Here is a 26,152-nt window from a genome sequence, read left to right on the forward strand (position 1 = left end):
CATTTTGCTAGTTAAATAGCCATCTCGAGTTAAAAATAAGGTTGACTCGGGAAAATGATTACGGTAAACGTAAATGCATACATATATTGGTTATCTTTTTAGGACACCTATGTTCAACGCATTCAGCATGAATACAACCACCATTATTATTACCGGCACCATGATTGCTGGGGTGGGCTGATGCGCAAAAGAATTGCAAAAAAAAGCCCACATCCCAAAAAGATGTGGGCTTTTTTTTAGCCTGATATTTCATCCTGGTGTGGCAAACCGTCCCCGGGGGCACGTTTTAGGAAGTTGTGGGAGTAGGGAATGCGAGTATTAAAGTTTGGTGGTTCATCGTTGGCCGATGCTGAGAGGTTTTCTCGGGCAGCGGATATCATCGCCAATAATGCCCAGCAGGGGCCGGTCTCGGTAGTGCTGTCGGCGCCGGGAAAAGTCACCAATAAACTGGTGTCAGTGATTGATAACAGTATCCAGTTTGGTGAGGCGGATGCACAACTGGCCGACCTAGAAGCGGTGTTCAAGGAGTTGCTTTCAGGGCTTGAAACGGCTCAGCCCGGCTTTGACAAAGTAGCCTTGGATGCCAAATTGGCGAGCTCGCTGGGGCAGCTCAAGCAATACGTTCACGGTATTAAATTACTGGGCTTATGCCCAGACAATGTTTACGCCAAAATCATCAGCAAGGGTGAAAGGCTGTCTATCGTTATGATGCAGTCGCTGCTGCAGGCCAAGGGGCACCAGGCGAGCCTGATTGACCCGGTCGCTTACTTGCTGGCGCACGGTGATTACCTCGAGGCTCATGTTGATATTGAAGCCTCAACCCAGAATTTCCGCCAGAATCCGCTGCCGCAAGACCATGTCAACATCATGCCGGGCTTTACTGCCGGTAACGAAAAAGGTGAACTGGTTACTCTAGGCCGTAATGGCTCGGATTATTCTGCGGCAGTACTGGCCGCTTGCCTGCGTGCTGAATGCTGTGAGATCTGGACGGATGTCGATGGTGTTTACAGCTGTGATCCTCGCTTGGTACCCGATGCCCGCTTGCTTAAATCTTTGAGCTACCAGGAAGCAATGGAGCTGTCTTACTTCGGTGCGTCGGTATTGCACCCGAAAACCATTGCCCCTATCGCCCAGTTCCACATTCCATGCCTGATCAAGAACAGCTTCAACCCGCAGGGGGCTGGCTCTTTGATTGGCCTTGATACCGGTGAAGACAAGCTCGACATCAAGGGGATCACTACCCTGAAAGATCTGACCATGGTCAATGTGTCGGGACCGGGGATGAAAGGTATGGTTGGTATGGCCGCCCGTGTGTTTGGCGCTATGTCATCGGCCGGTGTATCGATTGTGTTGATCACCCAGTCTTCGTCGGAGTACAGCATCAGTTTCTGTATCGAGAGCGAAGACAAGCTGGCAGCCCAGCGAGCCCTCAAGGATCACTTTGAGCTCGAGCTGAAAGAAGGCCTGCTTGAGCCGGTCGAATTTATGGATAACGTTGCGATTGTCACTTTGGTCGGTGATGGTATGCGCACCTCCCGCGGTGTGGCTTCGCGCTTCTTTACCTCGCTGTCTGAAGTAGACGTTAATATTGTGGCCATTGCCCAGGGTTCTTCCGAGCGTGCTATTTCTGCGGTGATCCCGGACGACAAGATTTCCGAGTCGGTCAAGGCGTGTCACGAGAACCTGTTCAACAGCCAGCACTTCCTTGATGTCTTTGTGATTGGTGTCGGTGGTGTCGGTGGTGAGCTGGTGGATCAGATCCAGCGCCAGCAGGCGAAACTGGCCGAGAATGGCATTGTGATCCGGGTATGTGGTTTGGCCAACAGCAAGGGTTTGCTGCTCGATAGCAACGGCCTTCCGTTGGAAAACTGGCGCGACGCGATGGGCCAGGTGTCTGAGCCCCTGAGCCTTGCACGGATGATCCAGCTGGTGAAACGCAACCATGTGATCAACCCAATTGTGATTGACTGTACGTCAGACCAAGGTATTGCCGAGCAGTATGTTGACTTCCTGTCAGCGGGCTTCCACGTGATCACCCCTAACAAGAAAGCCAATACCGCCAGCATGGCTTACTACCAGCAGCTGCGCCAGGCGGCGCGCTCCATGCGCCGTAAATTCATGTATGACACGACGGTAGGTGCTGGCTTGCCGGTGATCGAAAACTTGCAGAACCTGATGGCCGCCGGTGATGAACTGGAGCGTTTCTCAGGGATCTTGTCTGGTTCGCTGTCTTTTATCTTCGGCAAGCTGGATGAGGGGATGAGCTTCAGCGAGGCGACGACGGTTGCCCGTAATAATGGCTTCACCGAGCCGGATCCTCGTGATGACCTGTCGGGTATGGACGTAGCCCGTAAGCTGCTTATCCTGGCACGTGAAGCCGGTATGGCGCTTGAGCTTGAGGATGTGGTTGTCGAGCAGGCCCTGCCGCCGGGCTTTGACGCCGAAGGCTCTGTCGATGATTTCATGGCGCGCTTGCCTGAGGCGGATGCCTACTTTGCCAACTTGATTGAAGAAGCGGCCAGCGAGGGCAAAGTGCTTCGCTATGTCGGTGAAATCCAAGACGGCAAATGTGCAGTGAAGATTGCCGCGGTCAACCCGGACGACCCTATGTTCAAGATCAAGGATGGTGAGAATGCGCTGGCTTTCTACAGCCGCTACTACCAGCCAATCCCATTGGTGCTGCGAGGTTACGGTGCCGGTACTGAAGTAACAGCTGCGGGGGTCTTTGCCGACTTGATGCGTACGCTGGGCTGGAAATTAGGAGTGTAAGATGAGTGTAGTGGTTTATGCGCCAGCGTCGATTGGCAATGTCAGTGTCGGTTTTGATGTCCTGGGGGCCGCCGTGTCCCCTATCGATGGCACCTTGCTTGGCGATAGGGTATTGGCAGAATCAGGGGCGCAGCCGTTTTCGCTGAGCTGTGTCGGGGCTTTTGTCGATAAGCTGCCCAAACAAGCGGAAGAGAATATTGTCTACCGTTGCTGGCAGGTCTTTGCCCGCGAGCTGGATAAGAAAGGGGCGGCGCTTAAACCTGTTGCCCTGACCTTGGAAAAGAACATGCCGATCGGTTCGGGCTTGGGCTCCAGTGCCTGCTCGATTGTTGCGGCGCTCGATGCGCTAAACCGCTTCCATGATCAGCCGCTCGATGAGACTGAATTGTTGGCCCTGATGGGAGAGATGGAAGCTGAGATCTCCGGAAGCCTGCACTACGACAACGTCGCCCCATGCTATTTGGGCGGGCTGCAATTTATGGTCGAGGAGCTGGGGATCATCAGCCAGCCGGTGCCATGCTTCGACAACTGGTATTGGGTCATGGCGTACCCGGGCATTAAAGTGCCGACGGCAGAGGCCCGCGCTATCCTGCCGTCCCAGTACCGCCGCCAGGATATTATTGCCCATGGCCGCTATCTGGGCGGCTTTATCCATGCTTGCCACTCGGCCCAACCTGAGCTGGCAGCAAAAATGATCAAAGATGTGGTTGCCGAGCCTTACCGCGAGCGTTTGCTGCCTGGTTTTGCCAAGGCACGGCAGTATGCGCTGGAAGCTGGGGCTCTGGCTAGCGGGATCTCCGGCTCGGGGCCGACGATGTTTACCGTGTGCGACGACCTCGAAGTGGCAAAACGTATTGCACGATGGTTGCAAGATCATTATGTTCAGAATGAAGAAGGATTCGTCCATGTCTGTCGTTTGGACGGGCAGGGCTCAAGAGTAACAGGAAGTGAGCTGTAACCATGAAGCTATATAACCTAAAAGATCACCAAGAGCAGGTTTCGTTCGGCCAGGCAGTACGCCAGGGGCTGGGAAGCAACCAAGGCTTGTTTTTCCCTGCCGAACTACCGGCTTTCGACAATGTTGATGCATTGCTGGAGCAAGATTTTGTCAGCCGCAGCACGGCTATCCTGTCGGCATTTATCGGCGAGGAGCTAGCGGCAGAGACTGTCTCCCAGATGGTAGGCAATGCCTTCCAGTTCACCGCACCGATCAAGCCGGTCAAAGACGGGGTTTATGCCCTTGAGCTGTTCCATGGCCCGACGCTGGCTTTCAAGGACTTTGGCGGCCGTTTCATGGCTCAGTCACTGGCTGCGGTGTCTGAGAGTGATGGCAAAATCACGATCCTGACGGCAACGTCGGGTGACACCGGCGCGGCGGTGGCCCATGCATTCTACGGCATGGATAACATCAAGGTAGTGATCCTTTATCCTAAGGGCAAGATCAGCCCACTGCAGGAAAAACTGTTCTGTACCCTCGGCGGCAATATCACCACCGTGGCGGTCGAGGGGACATTTGATGATTGCCAATCATTGGTCAAGCAAGCCTTTGATGATGCCGAGCTGCGCCAGGAAGTGGGGTTGAACTCTGCAAACTCGATCAATATCAGCCGTTTGATGGCCCAGATCTGCTACTACTTCGAAGCGGTTGCCCAACTGCCGAAAGAGAAGCGTGAGGAGCTGGTGATCGCAGTACCGAGCGGTAACTTCGGCAACTTGACTGCCGGTTTGCTGGCCAAGGCTATTGGTCTGCCGGTGAAACGCTTCATTGCCGCAACCAATGTTAATGATACCGTACCGCGCTACCTGCAAACCGGAAGCTGGGCACCTGAGCCAACGGTACCGACCATCTCCAATGCGATGGATGTCAGCCAGCCAAACAACTGGCCTCGTATCGAAGAGCTATGCCGCCTCAAGGGCTGGGGTCTGGGCCAGCTGGGCTATGGCGCGGTCAATGACGAGCAGACGGCAGAGACCTTGCGCGAGATGGAGCAGGAAGGCTACCTGTGCGAGCCTCACGGCGCCATTGCATACCGCATATTGAACGAGCAATTGGCTGAAGGCGAAACTGGCCTGTTCCTGTGTACTGCCCACCCGGCTAAGTTCAAAGAAGTGGTGGATGAAATCCTGGGCAAGGACATCGACCTGCCAGCGCCGCTGGCCAAGCACAATGCGATGGAGCTATTGTCGCTCGAGCGTGACAATGACTTCGAGCAGCTAAAAGCAGTACTGCGTAGCGTTCAGTAAGCGAGTTATTATCGATAATGAAGAAGGGAGCCGATTGGCTCCCTTTTTGTTTAGCATGCAGATTTTTAGGGTATGGCTTAAGCGGTTTGCTCGCTGCTGGTGGTAGCAGCCTCTGCTTCCGTCACTTCACCGGAGGCGGCTTCATCTGCAAATTTGTCCACCCAAAGTGCCAGCGCACCGTCACCTGTGATGTTACAAGCAGTACCGAAACCGTCTTGTGCGAGGTGAAGGGCAATTTGCAGGCCGATCATTGCTTCGGTAAAGCCCATCATAGAGCCAAGCAGGCCAACCGCCGCCATGACTGCGCCGCCCGGAGCACCCGGTGCGGCAACCATGGTAATACCCAGCATACCGATAAACGGCAGTGCTTCGATGAAGCTCGGTACTGTGGCATTGCCGGTTACTAGGATAACCGCGACGCAGACAGAAGTGATACTGATCGCCGAGCCGGACATGTGGATATTGGCACAAAGTGGTACCACAAAGTTGGCAATTGGCTTTTTCACCCCGTTTTGCTGGGTTTGGCGCAAGGTTACTGGCAGGCTAGCTGCCGATGACATGGTACCCAATGCCGTAACGTAGGCCGGTATCATAGTTTTCAGTAGCTTGAACGGTGAACGGCCAAGCAGTGCACCGGTGCTGATGAACTGGAAAGTCAGCCACAGCCAGTGCAGGGCAACAATCAGCACCAGCACCAGGGTGAACGTTTTCAGGGTCGAGAATACCGTGCCTTTAACCGTCATGTCGGCAAACACACCGGCGATATAGAACGGCAGTGACGGTACCATCACCTTGGCCAGGAATAGCTCGATGATGTTGCGGCCTTCGTCACTTAGCTTGCGCAGGTGCTCGCTGTTGGTCGCTGTGGTGCCAAGACCAAAGATAAAGGCCACGGCGAGGGCGGTCATGACCCCCATGACCGGCGGGATTTTTAAATCAATCAGTGGGGCCAGGGTGCGCGCGGCTTCGCTGACTTCGGCTGGGCTGTGCAGCATTGAAGGCAGAACCTGCCCTGCCACTAGGTAGGCCATAGCACCGGCACCCATGGTCGACAGGTAGCTCAGGCCGACGGTTTTACCCAGCAGTTTGCCAGAATTTTTCGGTAGGTTTGCGATCCCGCTGGTGACAAAGAAAAGGATAAGCAGAGGGATGGTGAAGCCAATCAGCTGGCTGATCAAAGCCTTCATGGTGATCAGGATTTGAACCAGCACATCGGGGGCAAACAGGCCGAAGAGAATACCGGCCAGAATGCCAGCAATGAGTTTTAAAATCAGTTTCATCGCCAATAGTCCTATTGAGGAAAATGGATAGTAGTCCGTAACAAAGCGGCGATGTTTTTACCATTACTTGGCGGTGGATGCCAAAAAAGAGGTGTTTTATGTGTTACATCGAGTGAAATAGTGATTTGCTTGGGTGTAATAACAGCATACCGGTGCTTTTTTTGACATACATTAAGGCGCAGAGGAATGCTTGGTGATTGAAAAATGCCCTTGTGACATCGGTCTCATAAAAAAGGCAGGCTCATTGCCTGCCTTATCCTGGGTGGTAAGTGGTTTAGACTTCTGTTTGCTCGATGGCCTGGGGTTGAGGCTGTTTGGCAAACTTGTTGACCCATAAGGAGATAGCACCGTCCCCGGTAATATTACAGGCAGTACCGAAGCTGTCTTGGGCCATATACAAGGCAATCATCAGGGCCAGTTCGGCTTCACCGAATCCCAGCATCGAGGCCATCAGGCCGAGGGCGGCCATCACGGCACCGCCCGGTGCACCCGGAGCGGCAATCATCGTCACCCCGAGCATCATGATAAACGGCAGCATTTCAGGCAGTGATGGAATTGCAATGTGTTGGCTGAGTGCCATGACCGCCGTCGAACAGGTCACCAAGGTAATGGTCGAACCCGAAAGGTGGATAGTGGCGCATAGCGGGATAGTAAAGTTGGCGATGGACTCATTGACTCCATTTTCTTTGGTCTGGCGCAGTGTCACCGGAATGGTGGCAGCCGAAGACATGGTACCGACAGCGGTAAAATACGCCGGCATCATATTCTTGATCAGCTTCAGTGGCGAATAGCCCAATGCCAAGCCTGTAACCGTGTATTGGATGGTGATCCAAACCCAATGCATGAAGATAGCCAGTGCTAATACCAAGCCGAAGGTTTTGAGGGTCGAGAAGACGGTGCCTTCAGCGGCCATTTCGGCAAACACGCCAGCAATGTAGAACGGCAGGAGCGGGATAATAATATTGGAAAGTAATAGGTCGATGATCCTGCGGCCGTCTTCGGCGATGGTTTTCAGCGGTTTGCTGTCAGTAATGCTGATCCCTAGGCCAAATAGGAAAGCAGTGGCCAGGGCGGTCATGACACCAAACAATGGTGGCACTTCAATGGTGATAAAACTAGTGAGCGCTTCGGTACTGTTTGCGGCCGTTGATGCAGGCTCTGCCATGCCACCAATCACGGTGCTGGCAACAATGAAAGCCAAGCTACCGGCAATGATGGTGGAACCGTACGACAGGGCAACAGTTTTACCCAGTAGCGAGCCGGAGTTTTTCGGCAGGCTGGCAATACCGCTGGTGATGTAGAACAGGATAATAAGTGGGATGGTGAAACCGATGAGCTGGCCACCAAGGAGTTTGACTGTCAGCAGGACGCGGATAATTGCGTCAGGGGCGAAAAAACCAAGGAGGATACCGATCAAAATACCCGCGATAAGCTTGAGGATTAACTTCATGAACTGGCTCCGAAAATAGTGTTATATAAAAAGCTCCATGTTTGTGGCATTGCCCGTGGATACAGGTATGGGTGGTAGGCAACGCTACGAATGTATATTTTATTTAACATTAATACCTAAATTGCCGTCACATTTTAGATGATAATATAAACAGTACGCTCGGAAGGTATTGCTGGGGTGTTTCGGGCGGGCATAAAAAAACGGCACCCTTGGGCGCCGTTTTTGCTAACAGAAGCTGTGATTACAGGCTGTTAGTGAAAGTACGTGCGATAACGTCACGCTGCTGCTCTGTAGTCAGAGAGTTGAAGCGTACCGCGTAGCCAGATACACGGATAGTTAGCTGTGGGTATTTTTCTGGGTGCTTAGCTGCATCTTCCAGCGTTTCACGCTTAAGAACGTTAACGTTTAGGTGCTGGCCACCTTCGATCTTAGCTGGAGCTTCGATAGCAACTTCACGAGACTCGTACTCACCTAGATCAGCAGCAGGAACTACTTGGTCAGCTTCGAAACCAGCAGAAGCAGCAACACAGCGAGCTTCGTTAGTTTCAGTATCTAGCAGCCAGATTGAGTTTAGTAGGTCATCGTTAGCTGATTTAGTGATTTGAATACCTTGGATCATGACTTTCTTCTCCGTTTTAAGACTTATCTCTTATGACCTAACCCCTGAGGTTTAAGCCTGATTTTGCAAAATTATGACTATTGAAAAATACGACCGAATTTCGGTTTTATGAGTAAGTGAAGCCATGTGAGCAAAAAAGCTTCAACCGCCATAAGCCATATTTTTTAGTAGTTATAATTCGCAATCACCGCTAAAGAGAATGTTGTTAGTTTTTTCGGTTTTCTTGTTGAGTTGCGTATTATATATCTCGATGGTGTTGATTGTGTATTGATTTAGATCAAATTACAACAAAAAACCTTAAATATATTCAGGCTATTTTATTGAGCTAGGTCAACTAAGCCTCATATTCATTGGTGTTTAACTAATATTTTATCATTTAAAAAATATTTGAAATGATCATTTGTAGTAAAATTACATCAAAATAAACGATACCTTTCACCTAACCTCACGGAAATTGTGCGCTTGCCCCGATCAATCTGTAAGCGCTGACGTTGATAAATAACGTACAATCCGTGCTTAAAATGCAAACCTTCAGAGTAGGAAAAAGATGAAATTAATTGGTGCGCACGTATCCGCTGCCGGCGGTGTACACAACTCGCCAGAGAATGCCCACAAGATCGGTGCCAATGCCTTTGCCTTGTTTACCAAGAACCAGCGCCAATGGGCGGCCAAGCCGTTGGAGCAAGATGTGATCACGGCATTCAAGGCCCGCTGCCAGCAATACGGGTTTACTGCTGATGCCATTCTTCCTCATGATTCGTACCTGATAAACCTTGGTGCGCCAGAAAGTGAGAAGCTGGAAAAATCTCGCAATGCGTTTATTGATGAAATGGCCCGCTGCGAGCAATTGGGGTTGCACCTGCTGAACTTCCACCCGGGCAGCCATTTGAAAAAGATCCCCGAGGGCGAGTGCCTGTCCTTGATTGCTGAGTCTATCAATATGGCGCACCAAGCCGTGCCGAATGTGGTGGCGGTGATCGAAAACACTGCCGGGCAAGGGAGCAACCTCGGCTGGCGGTTCGAGCAGCTGGCCAGCATTATCGAACAGGTCGAGGACAAGTCGCGGGTCGGGGTCTGTATCGATACCTGCCATGCGTTTGCGGCCGGCTATGACTTGCGCAGCGAAACCGCGACAGACCAAACGTTTGCTGAATTTGACCAAGTTGTCGGGATGCAATATCTGCGCGGCATGCACCTTAATGATTCGAAAGGCGGCTTAGGCAGCCATCTTGACCGTCACCATAGCTTGGGTGAAGGGGAGATTGGTTGGGATTGCTTCCGTTATCTGATGCAAGATAGTCGTTTCGACAATATTCCGCTGGTACTGGAAACCATTAACCCGGATATCTGGCAGCAGGAAATTGATACGCTGCGCTCGTTTATTCCTGAAACGGTATAGGAATGCCTGCTTCTAGGCGTTGCTTTTTGGATAAGTAATTTGTCCTACAATGGGGCAGGTTTCACCAAGGTAGGGCGTGGACAAAAATATCAATCATTGTATTTTTGATTTTAAGATATTGAAAGTTAATAACTTTGTTGTATTTCTCAATATTGGCATCAAGTTTTCATATCTTTACCCAGTGGTTTAACAATAGGGTAGGGAAAATGATGAACAGCGAAATGATGATATTGAGTTACGGGATCTCAAGGCTGCCGCAGGCCCACCGACATATCCAGGGCCGAGGCCATTGGCGTACGCCAGTTACCCCCAAGGCGCGCTATCAAGTGGAATAGCCAAACAGGCTTTCTTCTCCTTTGCAGTAAGCCCCCTATCTGTATCTACAGGATGGGGGCTTTGTTTTCTCTGCTAAACCCATACAATGAGCACCAATAGTAAGATTGAGGAGTAGAGAATGAGCCCGGTATTGAGCTGGCAAGATGTGATTGACGCGGAGCGCCAGAAACCTTATTTCCAGCAGGTTGAGCAGCATGTTGCCGCCGAGCGCGCGGCGGGCAAAATGATCTACCCGCCACAGGAGGATGTTTTCAATGCATTGGAAGCAACGCCGCTGTCCGAGGTCAAAGTGGTGATCCTCGGACAGGATCCCTACCACGGCCCCGATCAGGCCCATGGCTTAAGCTTTTCGGTCCGTCCCGGTGTAAAAGTCCCGCCATCCCTGGCCAACATGTACAAGGAGCTGGTGGCGGATATCGATGGCTTTACCCCACCATCCCACGGTTACCTGCAAAGCTGGGCCGAGCAAGGGGTATTGTTGCTTAACACGGTACTGACGGTGGAGCAAGGCAATGCCCATTCCCATGCCAAGATAGGATGGGAAACATTCACCGACCGTTTGATCGAGGTTATCGACCAACATTGCGAGGGCGTTGTTTTCTTGCTGTGGGGAGCCCATGCCCAGAAGAAAGGCAAGAAAATCGACACTGAGCGCCACCATGTACTGCGCTCAGCCCATCCATCACCGCTATCAGCATATAGAGGCTTCTTTGGTTGCAAGCACTTCTCGCAGGCAAATCAGCTATTAACCCAGATGAATAAACCGATAGTGAATTGGTTGCTGGAAGATTAATCTTAATTTGTCAAAATGTGTAGACAATGTAAATTATCTGCACATTAAATAACCAGGATCAAGGTGCGTTTTTCCATCCCTGCTTACACTTTCAATAATGGAGATGACTGGGAGGTTTACGCAATGATGCTGGATGATATTCACACTGAACATGGTTATATATGCCGACTGCTGAAGATCCTTCAACAGAAACTTACTGCAATACGTAACGGGCAAGAGGTCAATTATGGCCTGATCAAAGATATTGTTGATTATCTGCAGAATCATGCCGAATGTTGCCACCATCCGAAAGAGGATGTGCTCTACCACTATTACCAAGCCCATTATGCCGAGCATGCCGGTGACGTGGAAAGCCTGGAGAAAGAGCACGAAGAGCTGGCAAGGCTGACCCAGGAGTTTGCCGACACGGTCGAGATGATATTGATGGATGCGGTGATCCCGCTCGATGTGTTTGCTGACAAGCTCAATGCTTTTGTTGTCAGCCAATATGCCCATTTGGAATTTGAGGAAAAACAGATCCTTCCCCTGATCCGCAAGCACTTTACCCAGGATGACTGGTTGGCAGTCTCACAGCAGTATGAAGAATGCGATTGCGATCCGTTATTTGGCGGCCAGGTCACTGATCGTTACCGCCACCTTGCAGAGCGGCTGCAAGCTTAGTGGTATGGGCAAATTGTTTAATAAAAAAGAGCCGGCGAATGCCGGCTCTTTGGTAGATCATTGCTTGTTGGGCTAGAAATCAAGATCGTCGTCTGATAAGTCCTTGAACATATCAATATCAGCCAGTTCACGGCGCAGTTTCTGCCTGTCTTTCAGCGCTTCAATCTCACGCCACTTGCGTTTAACAGGCTTGCTCCGGGAAGCACGTCTTGGTGTTTCAGTTGCAAGAATGTCATCGAATGCATAGCTGTCCATAGAGCACCTCTTCCTTACAATCGGTCATAATTTAATAACATAGCAAGCCACAAAATAAAATGGATGTGTTTCGCAAATGTTACCCATTGATGAAGTTTTGATGTGCGTACGATCGCATTGTTGAAACGGGTGTATAAAAAACAATCAAAAAAGGGGCGCCAATGAGATGTCGAGTTGGGATGAAAATGCGTAAAATTGCCCCTAATTTCGCCAGCGAAATGCCAGATAAGCAATATTCATGGCTAGGATATTGATTTTTGCTGGTTATCTTTGCATGATCATCAGCCATCTGCAGTTATACCAAACAAGGTCCTGTTAGCAGGTGGTACTTTCCGAACGCCTCTTGTTAACATCATGCCAACATAATAGCTGCGCCAGTGAGCAGCCTGCATATGCGGGAAATTCTGCCGCTGTCTTTTGCCACATAATAAAACTAAGGTTGTAGTAGCGGTTTTGCTTTACTCGGCACAATGCGCCAGGTGGGCAGGCTGCGCCGATATTTTTGATTGCGTCCAGGTTGGCAGGCATTCAGCTAATTATTGATTTCTAGAGGGGTAGACGTGTCAAGTCAGATTAACTTTTTGAACGATCTGTTATGGGGCTCCGTGCTCATTTATTTGCTGATTGGCGTTGGCGTGTTCTTCACCTACCGGTTGGGATTCATTCAGTTCCGTCACTTTGGCCATATGTTCAGCGTCATGAAGAACAGCCGTAAGTCGGACAAGTCGGGTATTTCATCGTTCCAGGCGCTGTGTACCAGCTTGGCTGCCCGTGTCGGTACCGGCAATATGGCTGGTGTCGCTGTTGCGCTTACTCTTGGTGGGCCGGGCGCGATTTTCTGGATGTGGCTGATTGCCATGCTGGGGATGGCGACGGCGTTTGCCGAGAGTGCTCTGGCACAGCTTTACAAAACCCGTGATGATGACGGCAATTACCGTGGCGGGCCGGCTTACTATATGGAAAAGGGCCTCGGCATGCGCTGGATGGGCGTGGTGTTCTCCATTTTCCTGATTATCGCCTTCGGTCTGGTGTTTAACTCGGTACAGGCTAACTCGATCACTCTGGCGATGAATGTGGCCTTTGGCTGGAACCCGGCTTATGTGGGTGTCGTGCTGGTGTTCATGGCGGGTGTCATTATCTTTGGTGGCCTGCGTGCCATTGCCCGTACCGCAGAAATTCTAGTACCGGCTATGGCGTTGTGTTACCTGCTGCTGGCCCTGTTTATCATGTTTACCAACCTGGGCAAACTGCCTGAGGTGCTGGGGCTTATTTTCCGCAGTGCGTTTGGCCTTGAAGAAGCGGCTTCGGGCGCCTTGGGCTACACCATTGCCCAGGGGATGATCAATGGCCTTAAGCGCGGCCTGTTCTCCAATGAAGCGGGTATGGGTTCCGCCCCCAATGCTGCCGCTTCGGCAACACCGTATCCGCCTCATCCGGCTTCGCAGGGCTATGTCCAGATGCTCGGTGTGTTCATGGATACTATCGTGATTTGTTCAGCCACTGTGGCGATTATCCTGATGTCGGGCGAGTATGTCCCGCACAGCGAGATCACCGGTATCGAGCTGACCCAGCGTGCGCTGAGCTCTCAGGTCGGTGGCTGGGGGGCCATTTTCATCGCGGTGGCGATCTTCTTCTTTGCCTTTACCTCGCTGGTGGCCAATTACTCTTACGCCGAGACTAACTTGATCTTCCTTGAGCACAACCACAAGGCCGGCCTGACCGTGTTCCGCATTGTGGTGCTGGGCATGGTGATGTTCGGTGCGGTCGCCGATTTGCCGACTGTCTGGGCGATGGCGGATGTGTCGATGGGGATGATGGCAATCATCAACTTGATAGCGATTGTGTTGCTGTCCGGTACGGTAGTGAAACTGGCTCGGGACTACAACCTGCAGCTCAAGCAGGGCAAGGTGCCGACTTTTGATAGCAAGGATTACCCTGAGTTGCATGCCCAGCTTGAAGAAGGGATCTGGGATCAGCCGAAGAAGGACTGATTGCCTGTGACCTCTGGTGGTGAGCGATCTCACCACCTCATCATCGAATTTAGCGATAACAGCAATAGAAAAGACCACGCGTACTACGCGTGGTTTTTTTTTGTCAGGCTGATAACATCTTAGCTATATAAGATCAAAAGGAAGCTTCCCATGTTAATTGTGGTTTCACCGGCAAAAACTCTCGACTATGACTCTCCGTTGGCGACGGAATCTTTCACCCAGCCAGAGCTGACAGATCACTCGGCTGAGTTGATTGAGGTTTGCCGTGAGCTGACGCCAGCGCAGATCGCCAGCCTGATGAAGGTGAGCGATAAAATCGCCGGCTTGAATGCAGCCCGTTTTGCCGAGTGGCAGCCAGAATTTACGACAGACAATGCCCGCCAGGCGATTTTGGCCTTCAAAGGGGATGTGTACACCGGCTTGGCGGCCGAAACCATGAACGACGAGCAGTTTGCCTATGCCCAGCAGCATCTGAGAATGCTCTCTGGTCTTTATGGCCTGCTGCGCCCGCTTGACCTGATGCAGCCGTACCGCCTCGAGATGGGCACCAAGCTCGAGAACCCGCGTGGCACGAACCTATACCAGTTCTGGGGCAGCATTATTACCGATAAGGTCAACCAGGCCTTGGCTGAGCAGGGCGACGATATCCTGATCAATCTGGCTTCGAATGAATATTTCAAGGCGGTGAAGCCTAAGCAGGTGGCCGGTAAAATCATCACCCCGGTTTTCAAAGATTGTAAAAACGGCACCTACAAGGTGATCAGCTTCTATGCCAAGAAGGCGCGTGGCATGATGGCGCGCTACATCATTGACAACCAAGTGGATTCTGTCGAAAAGCTGCAGCAATTTGATACCGCTGGCTACTACTTTGTACCGGCAGAATCGACAGCTACCGAGCTGGTATTCAAGCGCGAAGAGCAATAATCACACCTGTATGCCGTGATTACAGGAATAAAAAACGGGCTGGTATCTACCAGCCCGTTTTACTATTTGCTTGCAGGGAAAAGCCTTACTTCTTGGCTTTTTTCTTTTTCACTGCCGCTTTCTTTTTCGGATCTTTTTTCTTCTTCTTTTTCACCGTAGCAGGCTTTTTGTGTTGCGGGCGCATTCCTTCGACAAAACGCTCGGCCACTTCTTCTTTCATGTAACGGCCGACACGTTCGATCATTGCCTGATCGTGAGCTTCAATCAAAGAAACGGCAGTGCCTTTCTTGCCTGCGCGGGCAGTACGGCCGATACGGTGCAGGTAGACATCGGCGGTGCGTGGCATATCGAAGTTGATCACGTGGCTGATGTCCGGCAGATCGATACCACGGGCGGCAACGTCAGTGGCTAGCATGATGTTCACTTCACCCTCGCGGAAACGGCGAATAGTGTTATTACGTGATGCCTGGGCCATCTCACCCTGGATCCAGCAGCATGGGATCTGCATTGCCGCCAGCTGGTCGCGCAGGGTGGCAAGGCGCTCGCGGGTCTTGACGAAAACAATGGTGCGTTCAGCTTCGCCCTTGAGGATGTTTTCCAGCAGCGCCAGCTTGTGGGCCATATCATCACAGCGGTGGTAGTACTGGTGGATCTTCTTGCGCTCGCGGCGTGGCGGCTCGGCATTGACTTCAACCGGCTCGTTCAAAATGGTGTTAGAGAAGTCACGAACACCCTTGCCTTCCAGCGTGGCTGAGAACAGCAAGCTCTGGCGGCGCCAGCGGCATTCGTTGTGAATACGCTCCACGGCTTTGCCGAAGCCCATGTCCAGCATGCGGTCGGCTTCATCGAGGATCAGGCACTCGATAGCGCGGCAGTCGAAACGCTCGCTTTCGATGTATTCCATCAAACGGCCCGGTGTCGCTACCACGATATCCTGGGTTTTGCCCAATAGCTCAGCATGCTCATCGTAGGAGATCCCGCCGGTAATGGTGAATACCTTCAGCTGGGTGTGCTTGGCCAGCGCGCGCGCTTGGTCGGCAACCTGAATAGCCAACTCACGGGTCGGGGTCAGAACCAGTACGCGTGCAGGCCCTGGCTTCTTGCGCGGGAAGTCCTGCAGGTGCTGGATCATCGGCAGAAGAAATGCTGCGGTTTTTCCGGTACCGGTAGGAGCGGACGCCAGTACATCACGGCCATCCAGCGCGTGCGGGATTGCCTCGGATTGGATCACGGTTGGGCGATCATAGCCGATATCTTCAATGGCCTGCAGCAGCTCGCTATCTAATTCTAATTCGGAAAAGTCTCTCACCAGTCATTTCTCCTTGGGAACTCAGGGTATCTTCCGCCTGTCGGGGGAAGCCTATAGAGCACGTGCAAAATACATAAGGGGCGGCATTATAGAGATAATTGTCGCAACGATCACCGATAAAAGTATAAAAACTTCCGCAAATCGCCAAACCGAATGCATCAGCCCCGTTACATTTTCAGGTAAAACGCCTTGGTCAGGGCAACAAACGCCTCGCTGTACTCGCCGTTTTGGTGGATCACCAATTGCTCGTATTGTGGCTCGGAGGGGCTTGCGCTCAAAGCGATCAGCAGCCGAGTTGGCGCTTTTCGCTCGGTGGTTTTGACTTCGCATACCCGCTGGCAGTATAGCTGGTGGGCGCGGGCGGCTTGGATCAGCTGCTCGCCTTCGTAAACTGGCAGGATCAGGCTGGCGATCCCCGTTGGGCTCAGCAGGTGGCTGATGGCTGACAGCAAATCATGGTGCGACAGGGTATCGGTATGGCGCGCCGTCGCCCGGGATTGGCAGCCCGCTTGCTCGCCATGGTTGAAGTAGGGAGGGTTGCAGACAATCGCGGCAACGCTGCCTGCCGGCTGCTGGCTGGCCCAGTCCTGGACACTCTGGTGTGCCAGCTCGATACGCGCAGACCATGGGGAGTCGGTGAAGTTGTGTTGTGCCGCCGCGGCAGCACCGCTGTCGATTTCAATGGCGGTAATGGGATTGTTGCTACCTGTCGTGCGTTGGGCGCTCATCAGCGCAAGCAGGCCGCTACCGGTGCCGATATCGAGGATCTGGCCCGAAGCGGGCAGCGCGGCCCAGGCGCCGAGCATGACGCCATCGGTGCTGACGGGCATGCCGCAGCCGTGGTCGTTGACGTGGAACTGCTTGAAGGTGAACCCTTTTGCCATTGTGTTGCTGGACCTTGTTGTGTTTTTGACCCTGGCATTATAGCCCGCCCGCGATGAAATGGAGAATGGTAACCTTCTGTTGAATAGATGTTGCATAGTTATTAATTCTGTTTTTTATCTTTTTTATAACTGGGTTTTATTGGTGGTATGTTTCATTTGGGGCTTTTGGTTTGGTGGTATATGCTGGTTTTTAAGTTTTATAGCCAAAGATTATGGTGTTTTTCACTGTGTTATTGCTTACTGAGTGCTTTTTCGTCATTATGCTGCGAGCAAGGTCACATTCAGGTAATCCTTTTTTGTGGCCAAAAAAATAACAAAAGTTACAAATACAGCAGACATAACAAAGAGTGGAAGGTGCAGTTTGAAAAAGTCACTCAGTTTTACCGATATCATGGCGTTAGGTTTTATGACCTTCGCTTTCTTCTTGGGCGCCGGTAATATCATATTCCCGCCGCAAGCTGGCCAGCAGGCCGGTGACCATCTCGTTCCGGCAATGTTCGGGTTCTTGTCAACCGGTGTAACCTTGCCGCTCGTGGCGATTATTGCCGTGGCAGTCGCAGGCGGCTGGAAAGGCATGACCCAGGATTTGCCGTCGAAAGTCGCGACACTTCTCGCAGTTCTGATTTTCATTGTGATCGGCCCTGCCTTTGCCGCCCCGCGTGCTGGTTTGGTCGCCTATGAAATGGGCGTGAAGCCATTCATTGCCGACGCAGGACAGCTTAGCCTTACTATTTTCTCTATCGTCTTTTTTGGCATTGCGATGTTCCTGTCCCGCTCACGCGGCAACCTGGTTGATATGGTCGGTAAATTCCTGACCCCAATCCTGTTTGTTGCCCTGGTAGTACTCGCAGTGAGCGTAGTGGCTAACCCGCAAGATGCCATTGAAGCGGCACGCGGTGACTATATCGATATGCCTTTCCTTAAAGGTTTCGTTGAAGGCTATAACACCTTGGACGCCGTGGCGGCATTGCTGTTCGGTATGGTGATTGTTGATGCGGTGCGCAGCAAAGGCGTGACCGATGAAACAGCAACCCGTAAATACTTGGTGATGGCTGGCCTTATCGCAGCGGCAGGCCTGGCGTTTGTTTACATCTCCCTGTTCTACTTGGGCGCAACCAGTGTGAATATCGCAGCCAATGCGTCAAACGGTGGTGATATCCTCGCGATTTACGTTGCGGCACTGTTTGGCCCTGCAGGCCAGATGATGCTGTCACTGATTGTATTGCTGGCGTGTTTGACCACTGTGGTAGGCCTGATCAGTGCGTGTTCTGAATACTTCTCTTCACTAACAAGCTGGTCTTACGAAAAGTGGGCTGTGCTACTGTCAGTTACCTGCTGTGTGGTTGCCAATGTTGGTCTGAACCAGCTGATTGTGCTGTCCCTGCCAGCTCTGTTTGCCCTTTACCCAATTGCGATGGCACTGGTTATCTTGACCTTCATCCGCCGCTGGTTGCCAAATCCTGCGCTGTCCTACCGTGTAGTGATGCTGGTGGCACTGTCTTTCAGCATGATTGATGCGGCCAAGGTAGCAGGTTTCAATGTGTCGGCTTTCCGCGTATTGCCACTGTTTGATTATGGCATGGCGTGGTTGATGCCAACCTTCGCGGCATTGGTAGTGACTTGCTTTGTCGGCTCGCAGAAAGCGGTTAAGCAGGCGCAGGAAGAAGGCCAAACGGTGTAACCGTTCAAATGCCAGTATGCAGTTAGCAAAAAGGGATGCCTCGGCATCCCTTTTTTCTTGCGGCGTTTACCCCAAATCGGAGTGTTTCACGGCAGCGTTAAAGCGTTTCGCTGTATTCGGTAAGAATTTGCTCGCACCAGGTGGTGATGCGCTCATCGCTCAGTTCGTACTGGCTGTCTTCATCCAGTGCGAGGCCAACAAACAGCTTGCCGTCTTCGGTCAATGCTTTTGACGCTTCGAACTCATAGCCTTCGTTAGGCCAGTAGCCGACAAACTGGGCGCCAGTAGGCAGCAGCTTTTCATGCAGCATACCCATCGCATCGAGGAACCATTCGGTGTAGCCTTCCTGATCACCCAGGCCGAACAGCGCCACGGTCTTGCCGTCAAGACTCAGGCCGTCAAGTTGCTCCCACACGGCTTCCCAGTCTTCCTGCAACTCACCGAAATCCCAAGTGGAGATGCCCAGGATCAGCATGTCGTACTGGTTCATCGCAGTGATGTCTGCTTCTTTGATGTTGTGTAAATCAACCAGTTCGGCACCGATACAGTCGCGGATTTTTTCCGAGGCCATTTCGGTATAGCAGGTGGTTGAGCCGTAGAATAAGCCAATCTTCATGCTGCTTGTCCAATGTGTAACGAATAAATGATAGGGGATTCTACCTAGCTTGGGCGGTCTTGACTATTTCTGAGTGATTGAGTCAGAAATTCTAGTTGCAACCTAGCTGGGTCGTTACATTTGCAGGGAAATCGTCTACCATTGAAGTACTGTGTATTTATCCATGTGTTTTGTGGGCAATGCTTCATGATCTCTTGTTCATGCCATTAGCCCGAAACGAACACCGAGGTTGTAGTGGAAAACGATGAAGTGATCATCGAGCGGTTTCTCGATGCGATGTGGATGGAGCGGGGGCTATCTGAAAACACCCTGATGTCCTACCGCAATGATCTGAAAAAGCTGGAAAACTGGCTCAAAGACCAAAGTCTGACCTTGGAAAAGGTCTCAACTGACGATCTGCAGCGCTACCAGCAGTGGCTGTTTGACGCCGATTATAAACAGACGTCGCGGGCCCGGATGGCATCGGCGATCCGTCGTTTGTTCCAGTACCTGAACCGGGAAAAGATGCGCGATGACGATCCCAGCGCGATGCTGGTCAGCCCCAAGCTGCCCAAGCGCCTGCCGAAGGACATCACCGAGGAGCAAGTCGATGCCTTGCTGTCGGCACCAGATCCCAACGATCCGATTGAACTGCGCGACAAAGCGATGCTCGAATTGCTCTATGCGACCGGCTTGCGTGTGACCGAGCTGGTGAGCCTGACCATGGAGAACGTCAGCCTGCGTCAGGGGGTCGTGCGGGTGATTGGTAAGGGTAACAAGGAGCGCCTAGTGCCTATGGGGGAAGATGCCATCGACTGGATCGAGCAGTTCCTGCAAAGCGGCCGTCCGCAGCTGCTGGGGGAGAAAAGCTCGGATGTGGTCTTCCCAAGTAAGCGTGCCAAGCAGATGACCCGGCAGACATTCTGGCACCGGATCAAGCACTATGCTGCCAAGGCAGACATCGATAGCGAGACTTTGTCACCGCACGTGATGCGCCATGCCTTTGCGACCCACTTGCTCAATTACGGTGCCGATCTGCGTGTTGTGCAGATGCTGCTTGGCCACAGTGATCTGTCGACCACCCAGATCTATACCCATGTCGCAACCGAGCGCCTCAAGCAGCTTCACGGTGCGCACCACCCTCGTGCTTAGGTGGGCAATTTACCAGTATTGAAACGAAAGTCAGCCTGCATCTGCTTGATACTTGGGTATATACTAAAAGAGTGATACCAACCTTGGTAAATATTTGACCAATTACTCATTTAGGTTGGCATAGGATATTTTGCGGAATGTGAAATTTTTTTGCACTACAAGGGTCATATAGTTCACCAGTAGTGATGGGTGCTGGCGGTAAGCGTTACAGTCCGGCACGAATTTATTATTTTAAAGGAAAGAGTCGCATGCACTTTTTGGGTCGTACGTTACTTGCAACCGCAGTGGCAATGACAGCCTTCACGGCATCAGCCAAGCCAGACGAAGCAGCAATCACCAGCAAGTTGAGCAAACTGGGTTTGGTGCCGGTCACTATCAGTGCATCGCCATTGCCAGGGCTCAATGAAGTCGTGACAGAGCGTGGCATTGTTTATGTCTCTGATGATGGTGGTTATTTCTTGGCGGGTCACCTGTACCAGGCAACTGGCGCTGAACCAGTGAATCTGACCGAGCAGAAAATGGCCAAGCTCAACAAGGCCAAGCTGCAGGGCATGGAAGATGAAATGATTGTCTATCCGGCCAAAGATGAAAAATATGTGGTCACCGTCTTTACCGATACCAGCTGTGGCTACTGCCGCAAGCTGCACAGCGAGATGCAGGCTTACAATGATGCCGGTATTACTATCCGTTACCTGGCTTTCCCGCGTGGTGGTGAGCGCTCGCGTAACTTCGGTGAGATGAGTGCGATCTGGGGAGCGAAAGACCCGGCCAAAGCGATGGATCAGGCCAAAGAGGGTACCTTTAATCCAAACGGTATCGAGCAGCAGGGCGATTTGGTCAACAAGCATTACCAGCTGGGTGTGGCGATGGGCGTTTCCGGCACCCCGGCAATGATCCTGGAAGATGGCACCATGCTCCCTGGTTATCAGCCAGCACCAATGCTGCGCCAAATGCTGGATAACCGCAGCTAAATTGGCACTCCCTCAGTAGCTTGTTTATGTAGCTTGTTTATGTAGTTTTTTTATAAAGCCCCGGAGTTTCCGGGGTTTTTTAATGGCCGAATTTCTGTTGCCCGCACGGGTCCAGAGCCTATAATGGCTAGGTACGCATATGCCCAACTTTCTTTATTTTCCCTGCCTGACAGATGATCCCGATGATAGAAATTAAACGCCGCCCAGAAGCCGATACCAGCCAATTCACTGATACCACCCCGCCTATCCTTCAGCGGATCTATGCTGCCCGCGGCATTGCCAGCGAAGCGGAGCTAGAACGTGGGGTACGTGGCTTGCTGGGGTATAACCAACTGCATGGTATTGAACCGGCGGTGACATTGCTCAAGCAAGCACTGGCCGAGCAACGCCGCATCATCGTGGTGGGTGACTTTGATGCCGATGGGGCAACCAGCTCGGCATTGTCGGTGCTGGCACTGCGTATGCTTGGCAGCCGGAATGTTGATTACCTCGTCCCTAACCGCTTCGATGATGGCTATGGCTTGAGCCCGGAAGTGGTCGAGCAAGCAGCAGAGCGCGGTGCCGAGCTTATCATGACGGTGGATAATGGCGTGTCCTCTATCTCAGGGGTGGCGGCCGCGAAGGAGCGTGGTATTCAGGTGCTGGTGACTGACCACCACTTGCCGGGGGATACCCTGCCGGAAGCGGATGCGATCGTTAACCCGAACCTGCATGAGTGTGACTTTCCGTCCAAGGCGTTGTGCGGCGTGGGCGTTGCTTTCTACCTGATGCTGGCGGTGCGTGCCTCGCTGCGCCAGGATAACTGGTTTGCCGAGCAGGGGCTGCCGGAGCCGAATTTGGCGGAGCTGTTGGATTTGGTGGCACTGGGCACTGTCGCTGATGTGGTGGCGCTGGACGGCAACAACCGCATTTTGGTCCACCAGGGCTTGCAGCGCATCCGCGCCGGTAAATGCCGCCCGGGGATCCGTGCCTTGATTGAAGTGGCCAACCGCGATCCTGCCCGCTTGGTGGCGACGGATCTGGGCTTTGCCCTAGGGCCGAGGATCAATGCCGCCGGGCGCTTGGACGATATGTCTTTTGGCGTTGAGCTGCTGCTGTGCGATAACATCCAGGCCGCCCGCAGGATGGCCACCGAGCTGGATGTCTTGAACCAGACCCGCAAGGAAATCGAGCAGGGCATGAAGGAAGAAGCGGTAGCGATTTGCGAGCGCCTCAAGTTCAACCAGCAGGATATGCCCTATGGTTTAGCCCTGTTCCAGCGGGACTGGCACCAGGGGGTGATCGGTATTTTGGCCTCGCGGATCAAGGAGCAGTACCACCGCCCGGTGATCGCCTTCGCCGATGCCGGCAATGGTGAAATCAAGGGGTCGTGCCGCTCTATTCCTGGCTTGCACATGCGTGATGTCCTTGATTTGATTGATACCCAGAACCCGGGAATGATCCTCAAGTTCGGCGGCCACGCCATGGCGGCGGGGTTGACCATTCCCGAATCCAAGCTCGAGGCTTTTAACCAGGCGTTTGACCAGGCGGTGCGTGCCGAGCTCGACGAAGATGCCTTGCGCGGGGTATTGCTCAGCGATGGCGAGCTGATGCCACAGGAACTCAATTTGCAGACGGCGGAAGTGCTGCGTGCTGGCGGGCCGTGGGGGCAGCAGTTCCCCGAGCCGATGTTTGATGGCCGGTTCCGTTTGCTGCACCAGAAGCTGGTGGGCAGCAAACACCTTAAGATGATGCTCGAGCCGCTGGCCGGGGGGAGTGTGATTGATGCCATCGCGTTCAATGTCGATGTCCGCCGCTGGCCCGATGCCTCGGTTCAGCAGGTTGAGCTAGCTTACCGCCTCGATGTTAACGAGTTCCGCGGTAACCGCAGTGCCCAGCTACTGGTAGAGCACATTACGGCGCTCTAGCCTGTTGCTGTTCAATCTGATCCGGCAGGCTAAATAGGCGCTGCCGGCACGCTGGTGACAGGGAATTTTGCTGAAATATGGCGGCTCTGTTACCAGCGGCTTTTTTGTGATCGGGTTAAAAAAATAAATTCGCCGATTCCCTTCCCTTTCCACTGTATATTCTATCTACAATTCGATAGAATCCTCCGGTTATGTCCATTTCGGCTATGAAGAGTGGCAATGTTCGAGATTAATCCTATTAAAAACCGACTTGAGGATGTTTCAGCGCGTACTGACATCCTTAGGGGGTACCTTTGACTATGATGCTAAGAAAGAGCGTCTAGAAGAGGTCAATGCAGAGCTAGAGCAACCTGATGTATGGAACGAACCTGATCGCGCACAGGCGCTGGGTAAAGAGCGTTCATCATTAGAAGCGATTGTTGATACCATCGATCAGTTGGACCAAGGCGTGGAAGACGTCGAAGGTTTGCTTGAACTGGCGGTGGAAGAAGAAGACCAAGAGACATTCGACGAGATTGAACCAGAACTCGCTGAGCTAGAAAGCAAACTGGCCAAGCTTGAGTTCCGTCGCATGTTCTCTGGCGATCACGATGGCTCAGATTGCTATATCGATCTACAGGCTGGTTCGGGTGGTACCGAGGCACAGGACTGGACATCTATGATGCTCCGTATGTACCTGCGCTGGGCAGATGCCAAGGGCTTCAAAACAGAAGTTATTGAAGTCTCTGAAGGCGATGTGGCTGGCCTGAAGTCGGCAACTGTCCGCATTAGCGGGGAGTACGCCTACGGCTGGCTGCGAACCGAGACCGGCGTTCACCGCTTGGTGCGAAAGTCGCCATTCGATTCTGGCGGCCGCCGCCATACGTCTTTCTCATCGGCATTTATTTACCCGGAAGTGGATGACAATATTGATATCGAGATCAACCCATCTGATCTACGAATCGATGTTTACCGTGCTTCGGGCGCGGGTGGTCAGCACGTAAACACCACCGAATCGGCGGTACGTATTACCCACGTACCGACCAACACCGTGGTGCAGTGTCAGAATGACCGCTCTCAGCACAAGAACAAAGACCAGGCAATGAAACAGTTGAAAGCAAAACTGTTCGAGCTTGAGATGCAGAAGCAGAATGCAGAGAAGCAAGCCAATGAAGATTCGAAGTCTGATATTGGCTGGGGTAGCCAGATCCGCTCTTACGTGCTGGATGACTCCCGTATTAAAGATTTACGTACCGGGGTGGAAAATCGTAACACCCAGGCCGTACTTGACGGCGATTTAGACCGTTTTATTGAAGCCAGCCTGAAATCAGGTCTGTAACCGACTCCGGTTAAAACATTTAAGGGTTAACCCATGACTGATCAATTACAAGATGAGAATAAGCTGATTGCTGAACGTCGCGCGAAATTGGATAAAATCCGCGAAAACTGCAAGGCAAACGGCCACCCAAATGATTTCCGTCGCGATAGCCTAGCGGCAGATCTGCAGGCTAAATACGGTGAACTAAGCAAAGAAGAGCTTGCGGAAGCGGGCAACGTAGTGGCAATTGCTGGCCGTGTAATGGCTAAGCGTGGTCCTTTCCTTGCGATCCAAGACGTTTCTGGCCGTATTCAGGCTTATGCTGACAAGAATGTTCAAAAAGAGCTTAAAGAGAAATACTCTGGCCTTGATATCGGTGACATCATCGGTGTTAAAGGTGCGCTGCACAAGTCAGGCAAGGGTGATCTTTACGTCAACATGGACGAGTACGAGCTGCTGACCAAAGCACTGCGTCCTCTGCCAGAGAAATTCCACGGCCTGACTGACCAGGAAATGCGTTACCGCCAGCGTTATGTTGACCTTATTGTTAACGACGACTCGCGCAATGCGTTTATCATCCGCTCTAAATTGGTAGCAGCTATCCGTAACTTCATGATGTCGAAAGGCTACCTTGAAGTTGAAACGCCAATGATGCATGTGATCCCTGGCGGTGCGACAGCGCGTCCGTTCATCACTCGCCACAATGCACTGGACATCGACATGTACCTGCGTGTGGCACCAGAGCTTTACCTGAAGCGCTTGGTTGTCGGTGGTTTCGATCGTGTATTCGAAATCAACCGTAACTTCCGTAACGAGGGCCTATCGCCACGTCACAATCCAGAATTCACCATGATGGAATTCTACCAGGCATACGCGGACTACAAAGATCTGATGGATCTGACCGAAGAGATGCTGAGCACAGTGGCGATGGACGTACTGGGCGCAACGGCTATGCCTTACGGTGACGAGATGGTTGAGTTCGGCGGTACCTACACGCGCATGAGCATGTTCGAAGCCATCAAACATTACAACCCAAGCCACGAGCAAATTCAGGCGCTGACAGAAGAAGATCTGCAGAACCGTGATCTGATGGTATCTATCGCTAAGTCTGTTCACGTTGAAGTGGAAGATTTCTGGACGTGTGGTCAGCTGCTTGAGGAAATCTTTGGTGAAACCGCTGAGCCTAAGCTGATCCAGCCAACCTTCATCACTGGCTACCCGGCGGATATTTCGCCGCTGGCACGCCGCAGCGACGACAACCCGTTCTTCACCGACCGCTTTGAGTTCTTTATCGGCGGCCGTGAAGTAGCGAACGGCTTCTCTGAGCTTAACGATGCAGAAGATCAGGATGCACGTTTCAAGGCGCAGGTTGAAGCAAAAGATGCGGGTGATGACGAAGCAATGTTCTACGATGCTGACTACATTACTGCACTGGAACACGGCCTACCGCCAACAGCGGGTCAGGGTATCGGTATCGACCGTCTAGCAATGTTGTTCACCAACACCCACACCATCCGTGACGTTCTTTTGTTCCCGGCAATGCGCCCACAGAACAACGACTAATTCACGTTGATAGTGATTGGAAAGCCACCCTCCGGGGTGGCTTTTTTTTTGGTTTCCAATAATAAAATCTGGT

Annotated in this window: 22 protein-coding genes and 1 other annotated feature; of the genes, 15 read left to right on the forward strand and 7 right to left on the reverse strand. The window is 52.2% G+C overall.

Annotated elements, in window-relative coordinates; genetic code table 11:
• The first annotated feature begins 119 nt into the window (after positions 1–119).
• Positions 120–239: a sequence feature (Thr leader region), on the forward strand.
• A gap of 70 nt (positions 240–309) precedes the next feature.
• Genes thrA through thrC form a run of 3 tightly spaced genes read left to right on the forward strand, consistent with a single transcriptional unit; the run spans position 310 to position 5,013 of the window.
• On the forward strand, positions 310–2,769 hold the full coding sequence (thrA, locus tag ACXAGQ_RS09235) for a bifunctional aspartate kinase/homoserine dehydrogenase I (protein ID WP_475253441.1): 2,460 nt from the start codon (positions 310–312) through the stop codon (positions 2,767–2,769).
• Between the two features lies 1 nt (position 2,770).
• Positions 2,771–3,727, forward strand: a complete 957-nt coding sequence (thrB, locus tag ACXAGQ_RS09240) for a homoserine kinase (RefSeq protein ID WP_475253443.1) — start codon at positions 2,771–2,773, stop codon at positions 3,725–3,727.
• 2 nt (positions 3,728–3,729) lie between these two features.
• Complete coding sequence (gene thrC / locus ACXAGQ_RS09245) at positions 3,730–5,013, forward strand: threonine synthase (protein ID WP_475253445.1); 1,284 nt, start codon at positions 3,730–3,732, stop codon at positions 5,011–5,013.
• Between the two features lie 77 nt (positions 5,014–5,090).
• On the opposite strand, the gene ACXAGQ_RS09250 is transcribed toward thrC, so the two are convergent.
• The 3 genes from ACXAGQ_RS09250 to grcA form a co-directional block, all read right to left on the reverse strand.
• Positions 5,091–6,293 carry a dicarboxylate/amino acid:cation symporter gene (locus ACXAGQ_RS09250; RefSeq protein ID WP_475253447.1) on the reverse strand — a complete coding sequence of 401 codons (1,203 nt, stop codon included), beginning with the start codon at positions 6,291–6,293 and terminating at the stop codon, positions 5,091–5,093.
• A gap of 274 nt (positions 6,294–6,567) precedes the next feature.
• Positions 6,568–7,743: a dicarboxylate/amino acid:cation symporter gene (locus ACXAGQ_RS09255; RefSeq protein WP_475253449.1), complete on the reverse strand. Its 1,176-nt coding sequence runs from the start codon at positions 7,741–7,743 to the stop codon at positions 6,568–6,570.
• 241 nt (positions 7,744–7,984) lie between these two features.
• Positions 7,985–8,362 (reverse strand): autonomous glycyl radical cofactor GrcA, encoded by a 378-nt coding sequence (gene grcA, locus ACXAGQ_RS09260; protein WP_317524492.1) that lies wholly within the window; start codon positions 8,360–8,362, stop codon positions 7,985–7,987.
• Positions 8,363–8,909: 547 nt separating this feature from the next.
• Between grcA and nfo the strand changes: the two genes are divergently transcribed.
• The 4 genes from nfo to ACXAGQ_RS09280 all read left to right on the forward strand — a co-directional run bounded on the left by nfo (position 8,910) and on the right by ACXAGQ_RS09280 (position 11,550).
• Positions 8,910–9,761, forward strand: coding sequence for a deoxyribonuclease IV (nfo, locus tag ACXAGQ_RS09265; protein WP_475253451.1), 852 nt, complete (start codon positions 8,910–8,912; stop codon positions 9,759–9,761).
• Positions 9,762–9,967: 206 nt separating this feature from the next.
• On the forward strand, positions 9,968–10,096 hold the full coding sequence (locus tag ACXAGQ_RS09270; RefSeq protein WP_269431122.1) for a hypothetical protein: 129 nt from the start codon (positions 9,968–9,970) through the stop codon (positions 10,094–10,096).
• A gap of 119 nt (positions 10,097–10,215) precedes the next feature.
• Positions 10,216–10,890 (forward strand): uracil-DNA glycosylase, encoded by a 675-nt coding sequence (ung, locus tag ACXAGQ_RS09275; protein ID WP_475253452.1) that lies wholly within the window; start codon positions 10,216–10,218, stop codon positions 10,888–10,890.
• Between the two features lie 123 nt (positions 10,891–11,013).
• A complete protein-coding gene (locus tag ACXAGQ_RS09280; protein WP_475254711.1) occupies positions 11,014–11,550 on the forward strand; it encodes a hemerythrin domain-containing protein in 537 nt (178 codons plus the stop codon).
• A 72-nt stretch (positions 11,551–11,622) separates the two neighbouring features.
• On the opposite strand, the gene ACXAGQ_RS09285 is transcribed toward ACXAGQ_RS09280, so the two are convergent.
• A complete protein-coding gene (locus tag ACXAGQ_RS09285; RefSeq protein WP_475253454.1) occupies positions 11,623–11,805 on the reverse strand; it encodes a DUF3545 family protein in 183 nt (60 codons plus the stop codon).
• 560 nt (positions 11,806–12,365) lie between these two features.
• Between ACXAGQ_RS09285 and ACXAGQ_RS09290 the strand changes: the two genes are divergently transcribed.
• The gene (locus ACXAGQ_RS09290) at positions 12,366–13,796 is read left to right on the forward strand and encodes an alanine/glycine:cation symporter family protein (protein ID WP_475253456.1); all 1,431 of its coding nucleotides are present in this window, start codon (positions 12,366–12,368) and stop codon (positions 13,794–13,796) included.
• A 150-nt stretch (positions 13,797–13,946) separates the two neighbouring features.
• A complete protein-coding gene (yaaA, locus tag ACXAGQ_RS09295) occupies positions 13,947–14,720 on the forward strand; it encodes a peroxide stress protein YaaA (RefSeq protein ID WP_475253458.1) in 774 nt (257 codons plus the stop codon).
• Positions 14,721–14,805: 85 nt separating this feature from the next.
• Here the strand turns inward: yaaA and srmB are convergent, their stop codons facing one another.
• On the reverse strand, positions 14,806–16,029 hold the full coding sequence (gene srmB / locus ACXAGQ_RS09300) for an ATP-dependent RNA helicase SrmB (RefSeq protein ID WP_475253460.1): 1,224 nt from the start codon (positions 16,027–16,029) through the stop codon (positions 14,806–14,808).
• 167 nt (positions 16,030–16,196) lie between these two features.
• The gene (locus ACXAGQ_RS09305) at positions 16,197–16,913 is read right to left on the reverse strand and encodes a tRNA1(Val) (adenine(37)-N6)-methyltransferase (protein WP_475254713.1); all 717 of its coding nucleotides are present in this window, start codon (positions 16,911–16,913) and stop codon (positions 16,197–16,199) included.
• 361 nt (positions 16,914–17,274) lie between these two features.
• On the opposite strand from ACXAGQ_RS09305, the gene brnQ reads away from it, so the two are divergent.
• Entirely contained in the window at positions 17,275–18,594 is a 1,320-nt protein-coding gene (brnQ, locus tag ACXAGQ_RS09310; protein WP_475253462.1) for a branched-chain amino acid transport system II carrier protein, read from the forward strand.
• 97 nt (positions 18,595–18,691) lie between these two features.
• Here the strand turns inward: brnQ and fldB are convergent, their stop codons facing one another.
• On the reverse strand, positions 18,692–19,210 hold the full coding sequence (gene fldB, locus ACXAGQ_RS09315; RefSeq protein ID WP_475253464.1) for a flavodoxin FldB: 519 nt from the start codon (positions 19,208–19,210) through the stop codon (positions 18,692–18,694).
• 234 nt (positions 19,211–19,444) lie between these two features.
• On the opposite strand from fldB, the gene xerD reads away from it, so the two are divergent.
• The 5 genes from xerD (at position 19,445) to lysS (ending at position 26,079) form a co-directional block, all read left to right on the forward strand.
• Positions 19,445–20,341 (forward strand): site-specific tyrosine recombinase XerD, encoded by an 897-nt coding sequence (xerD, locus tag ACXAGQ_RS09320; RefSeq protein WP_475253466.1) that lies wholly within the window; start codon positions 19,445–19,447, stop codon positions 20,339–20,341.
• Positions 20,342–20,589: 248 nt separating this feature from the next.
• Positions 20,590–21,312 (forward strand): bifunctional protein-disulfide isomerase/oxidoreductase DsbC, encoded by a 723-nt coding sequence (gene dsbC / locus ACXAGQ_RS09325; protein ID WP_475253468.1) that lies wholly within the window; start codon positions 20,590–20,592, stop codon positions 21,310–21,312.
• Positions 21,313–21,494: 182 nt separating this feature from the next.
• Positions 21,495–23,219 (forward strand): single-stranded-DNA-specific exonuclease RecJ, encoded by a 1,725-nt coding sequence (gene recJ / locus ACXAGQ_RS09330; RefSeq protein ID WP_475253470.1) that lies wholly within the window; start codon positions 21,495–21,497, stop codon positions 23,217–23,219.
• 219 nt (positions 23,220–23,438) lie between these two features.
• Positions 23,439–24,537 (forward strand): peptide chain release factor 2 gene (gene prfB / locus ACXAGQ_RS09335; RefSeq protein ID WP_475253472.1). Its coding sequence is split into 2 segments (ribosomal slippage): positions 23,439–23,513 and positions 23,515–24,537, totalling 1,098 coding nucleotides; the frame shifts between segments, so codons are not numbered across the junction.
• Between the two features lie 33 nt (positions 24,538–24,570).
• Positions 24,571–26,079, forward strand: coding sequence for a lysine--tRNA ligase (lysS, locus tag ACXAGQ_RS09340; RefSeq protein WP_475253474.1), 1,509 nt, complete (start codon positions 24,571–24,573; stop codon positions 26,077–26,079).
• Positions 26,080–26,152: the final 73 nt, after the last annotated feature.

This window comes from Photobacterium sp. ABD4_091 (assembly GCF_056160145.1).

Bases quoted from the DNA above. Each gene is read 5' to 3' on its own strand.
- thrC (WP_475253445.1), top strand. From the start codon at position 3,730: ATGAAGCTATATAACCTAAAAGATCACCAAGAGCAGGTTTCGTTCGGC.
- ACXAGQ_RS09255 (WP_475253449.1), bottom strand. From the start codon at position 7,743: ATGAAGTTAATCCTCAAGCTTATCGCGGGTATTTTGATCGGTATCCTC.
- thrA (WP_475253441.1), top strand. From the start codon at position 310: ATGCGAGTATTAAAGTTTGGTGGTTCATCGTTGGCCGATGCTGAGAGG.
- ACXAGQ_RS09280 (WP_475254711.1), top strand. From the start codon at position 11,014: ATGATGCTGGATGATATTCACACTGAACATGGTTATATATGCCGACTG.
- ACXAGQ_RS09270 (WP_269431122.1), top strand. From the start codon at position 9,968: ATGATGAACAGCGAAATGATGATATTGAGTTACGGGATCTCAAGGCTG.
- grcA (WP_317524492.1), bottom strand. From the start codon at position 8,362: ATGATCCAAGGTATTCAAATCACTAAATCAGCTAACGATGACCTACTA.
- ACXAGQ_RS09250 (WP_475253447.1), bottom strand. From the start codon at position 6,293: ATGAAACTGATTTTAAAACTCATTGCTGGCATTCTGGCCGGTATTCTC.
- yaaA (WP_475253458.1), top strand. From the start codon at position 13,947: ATGTTAATTGTGGTTTCACCGGCAAAAACTCTCGACTATGACTCTCCG.
- dsbC (WP_475253468.1), top strand. From the start codon at position 20,590: ATGCACTTTTTGGGTCGTACGTTACTTGCAACCGCAGTGGCAATGACA.
- ACXAGQ_RS09285 (WP_475253454.1), bottom strand. From the start codon at position 11,805: ATGGACAGCTATGCATTCGATGACATTCTTGCAACTGAAACACCAAGA.
- lysS (WP_475253474.1), top strand. From the start codon at position 24,571: ATGACTGATCAATTACAAGATGAGAATAAGCTGATTGCTGAACGTCGC.
- ung (WP_475253452.1), top strand. From the start codon at position 10,216: ATGAGCCCGGTATTGAGCTGGCAAGATGTGATTGACGCGGAGCGCCAG.
- thrB (WP_475253443.1), top strand. From the start codon at position 2,771: ATGAGTGTAGTGGTTTATGCGCCAGCGTCGATTGGCAATGTCAGTGTC.
- ACXAGQ_RS09305 (WP_475254713.1), bottom strand. From the start codon at position 16,913: ATGGCAAAAGGGTTCACCTTCAAGCAGTTCCACGTCAACGACCACGGC.
- nfo (WP_475253451.1), top strand. From the start codon at position 8,910: ATGAAATTAATTGGTGCGCACGTATCCGCTGCCGGCGGTGTACACAAC.
- recJ (WP_475253470.1), top strand. From the start codon at position 21,495: ATGATAGAAATTAAACGCCGCCCAGAAGCCGATACCAGCCAATTCACT.
- fldB (WP_475253464.1), bottom strand. From the start codon at position 19,210: ATGAAGATTGGCTTATTCTACGGCTCAACCACCTGCTATACCGAAATG.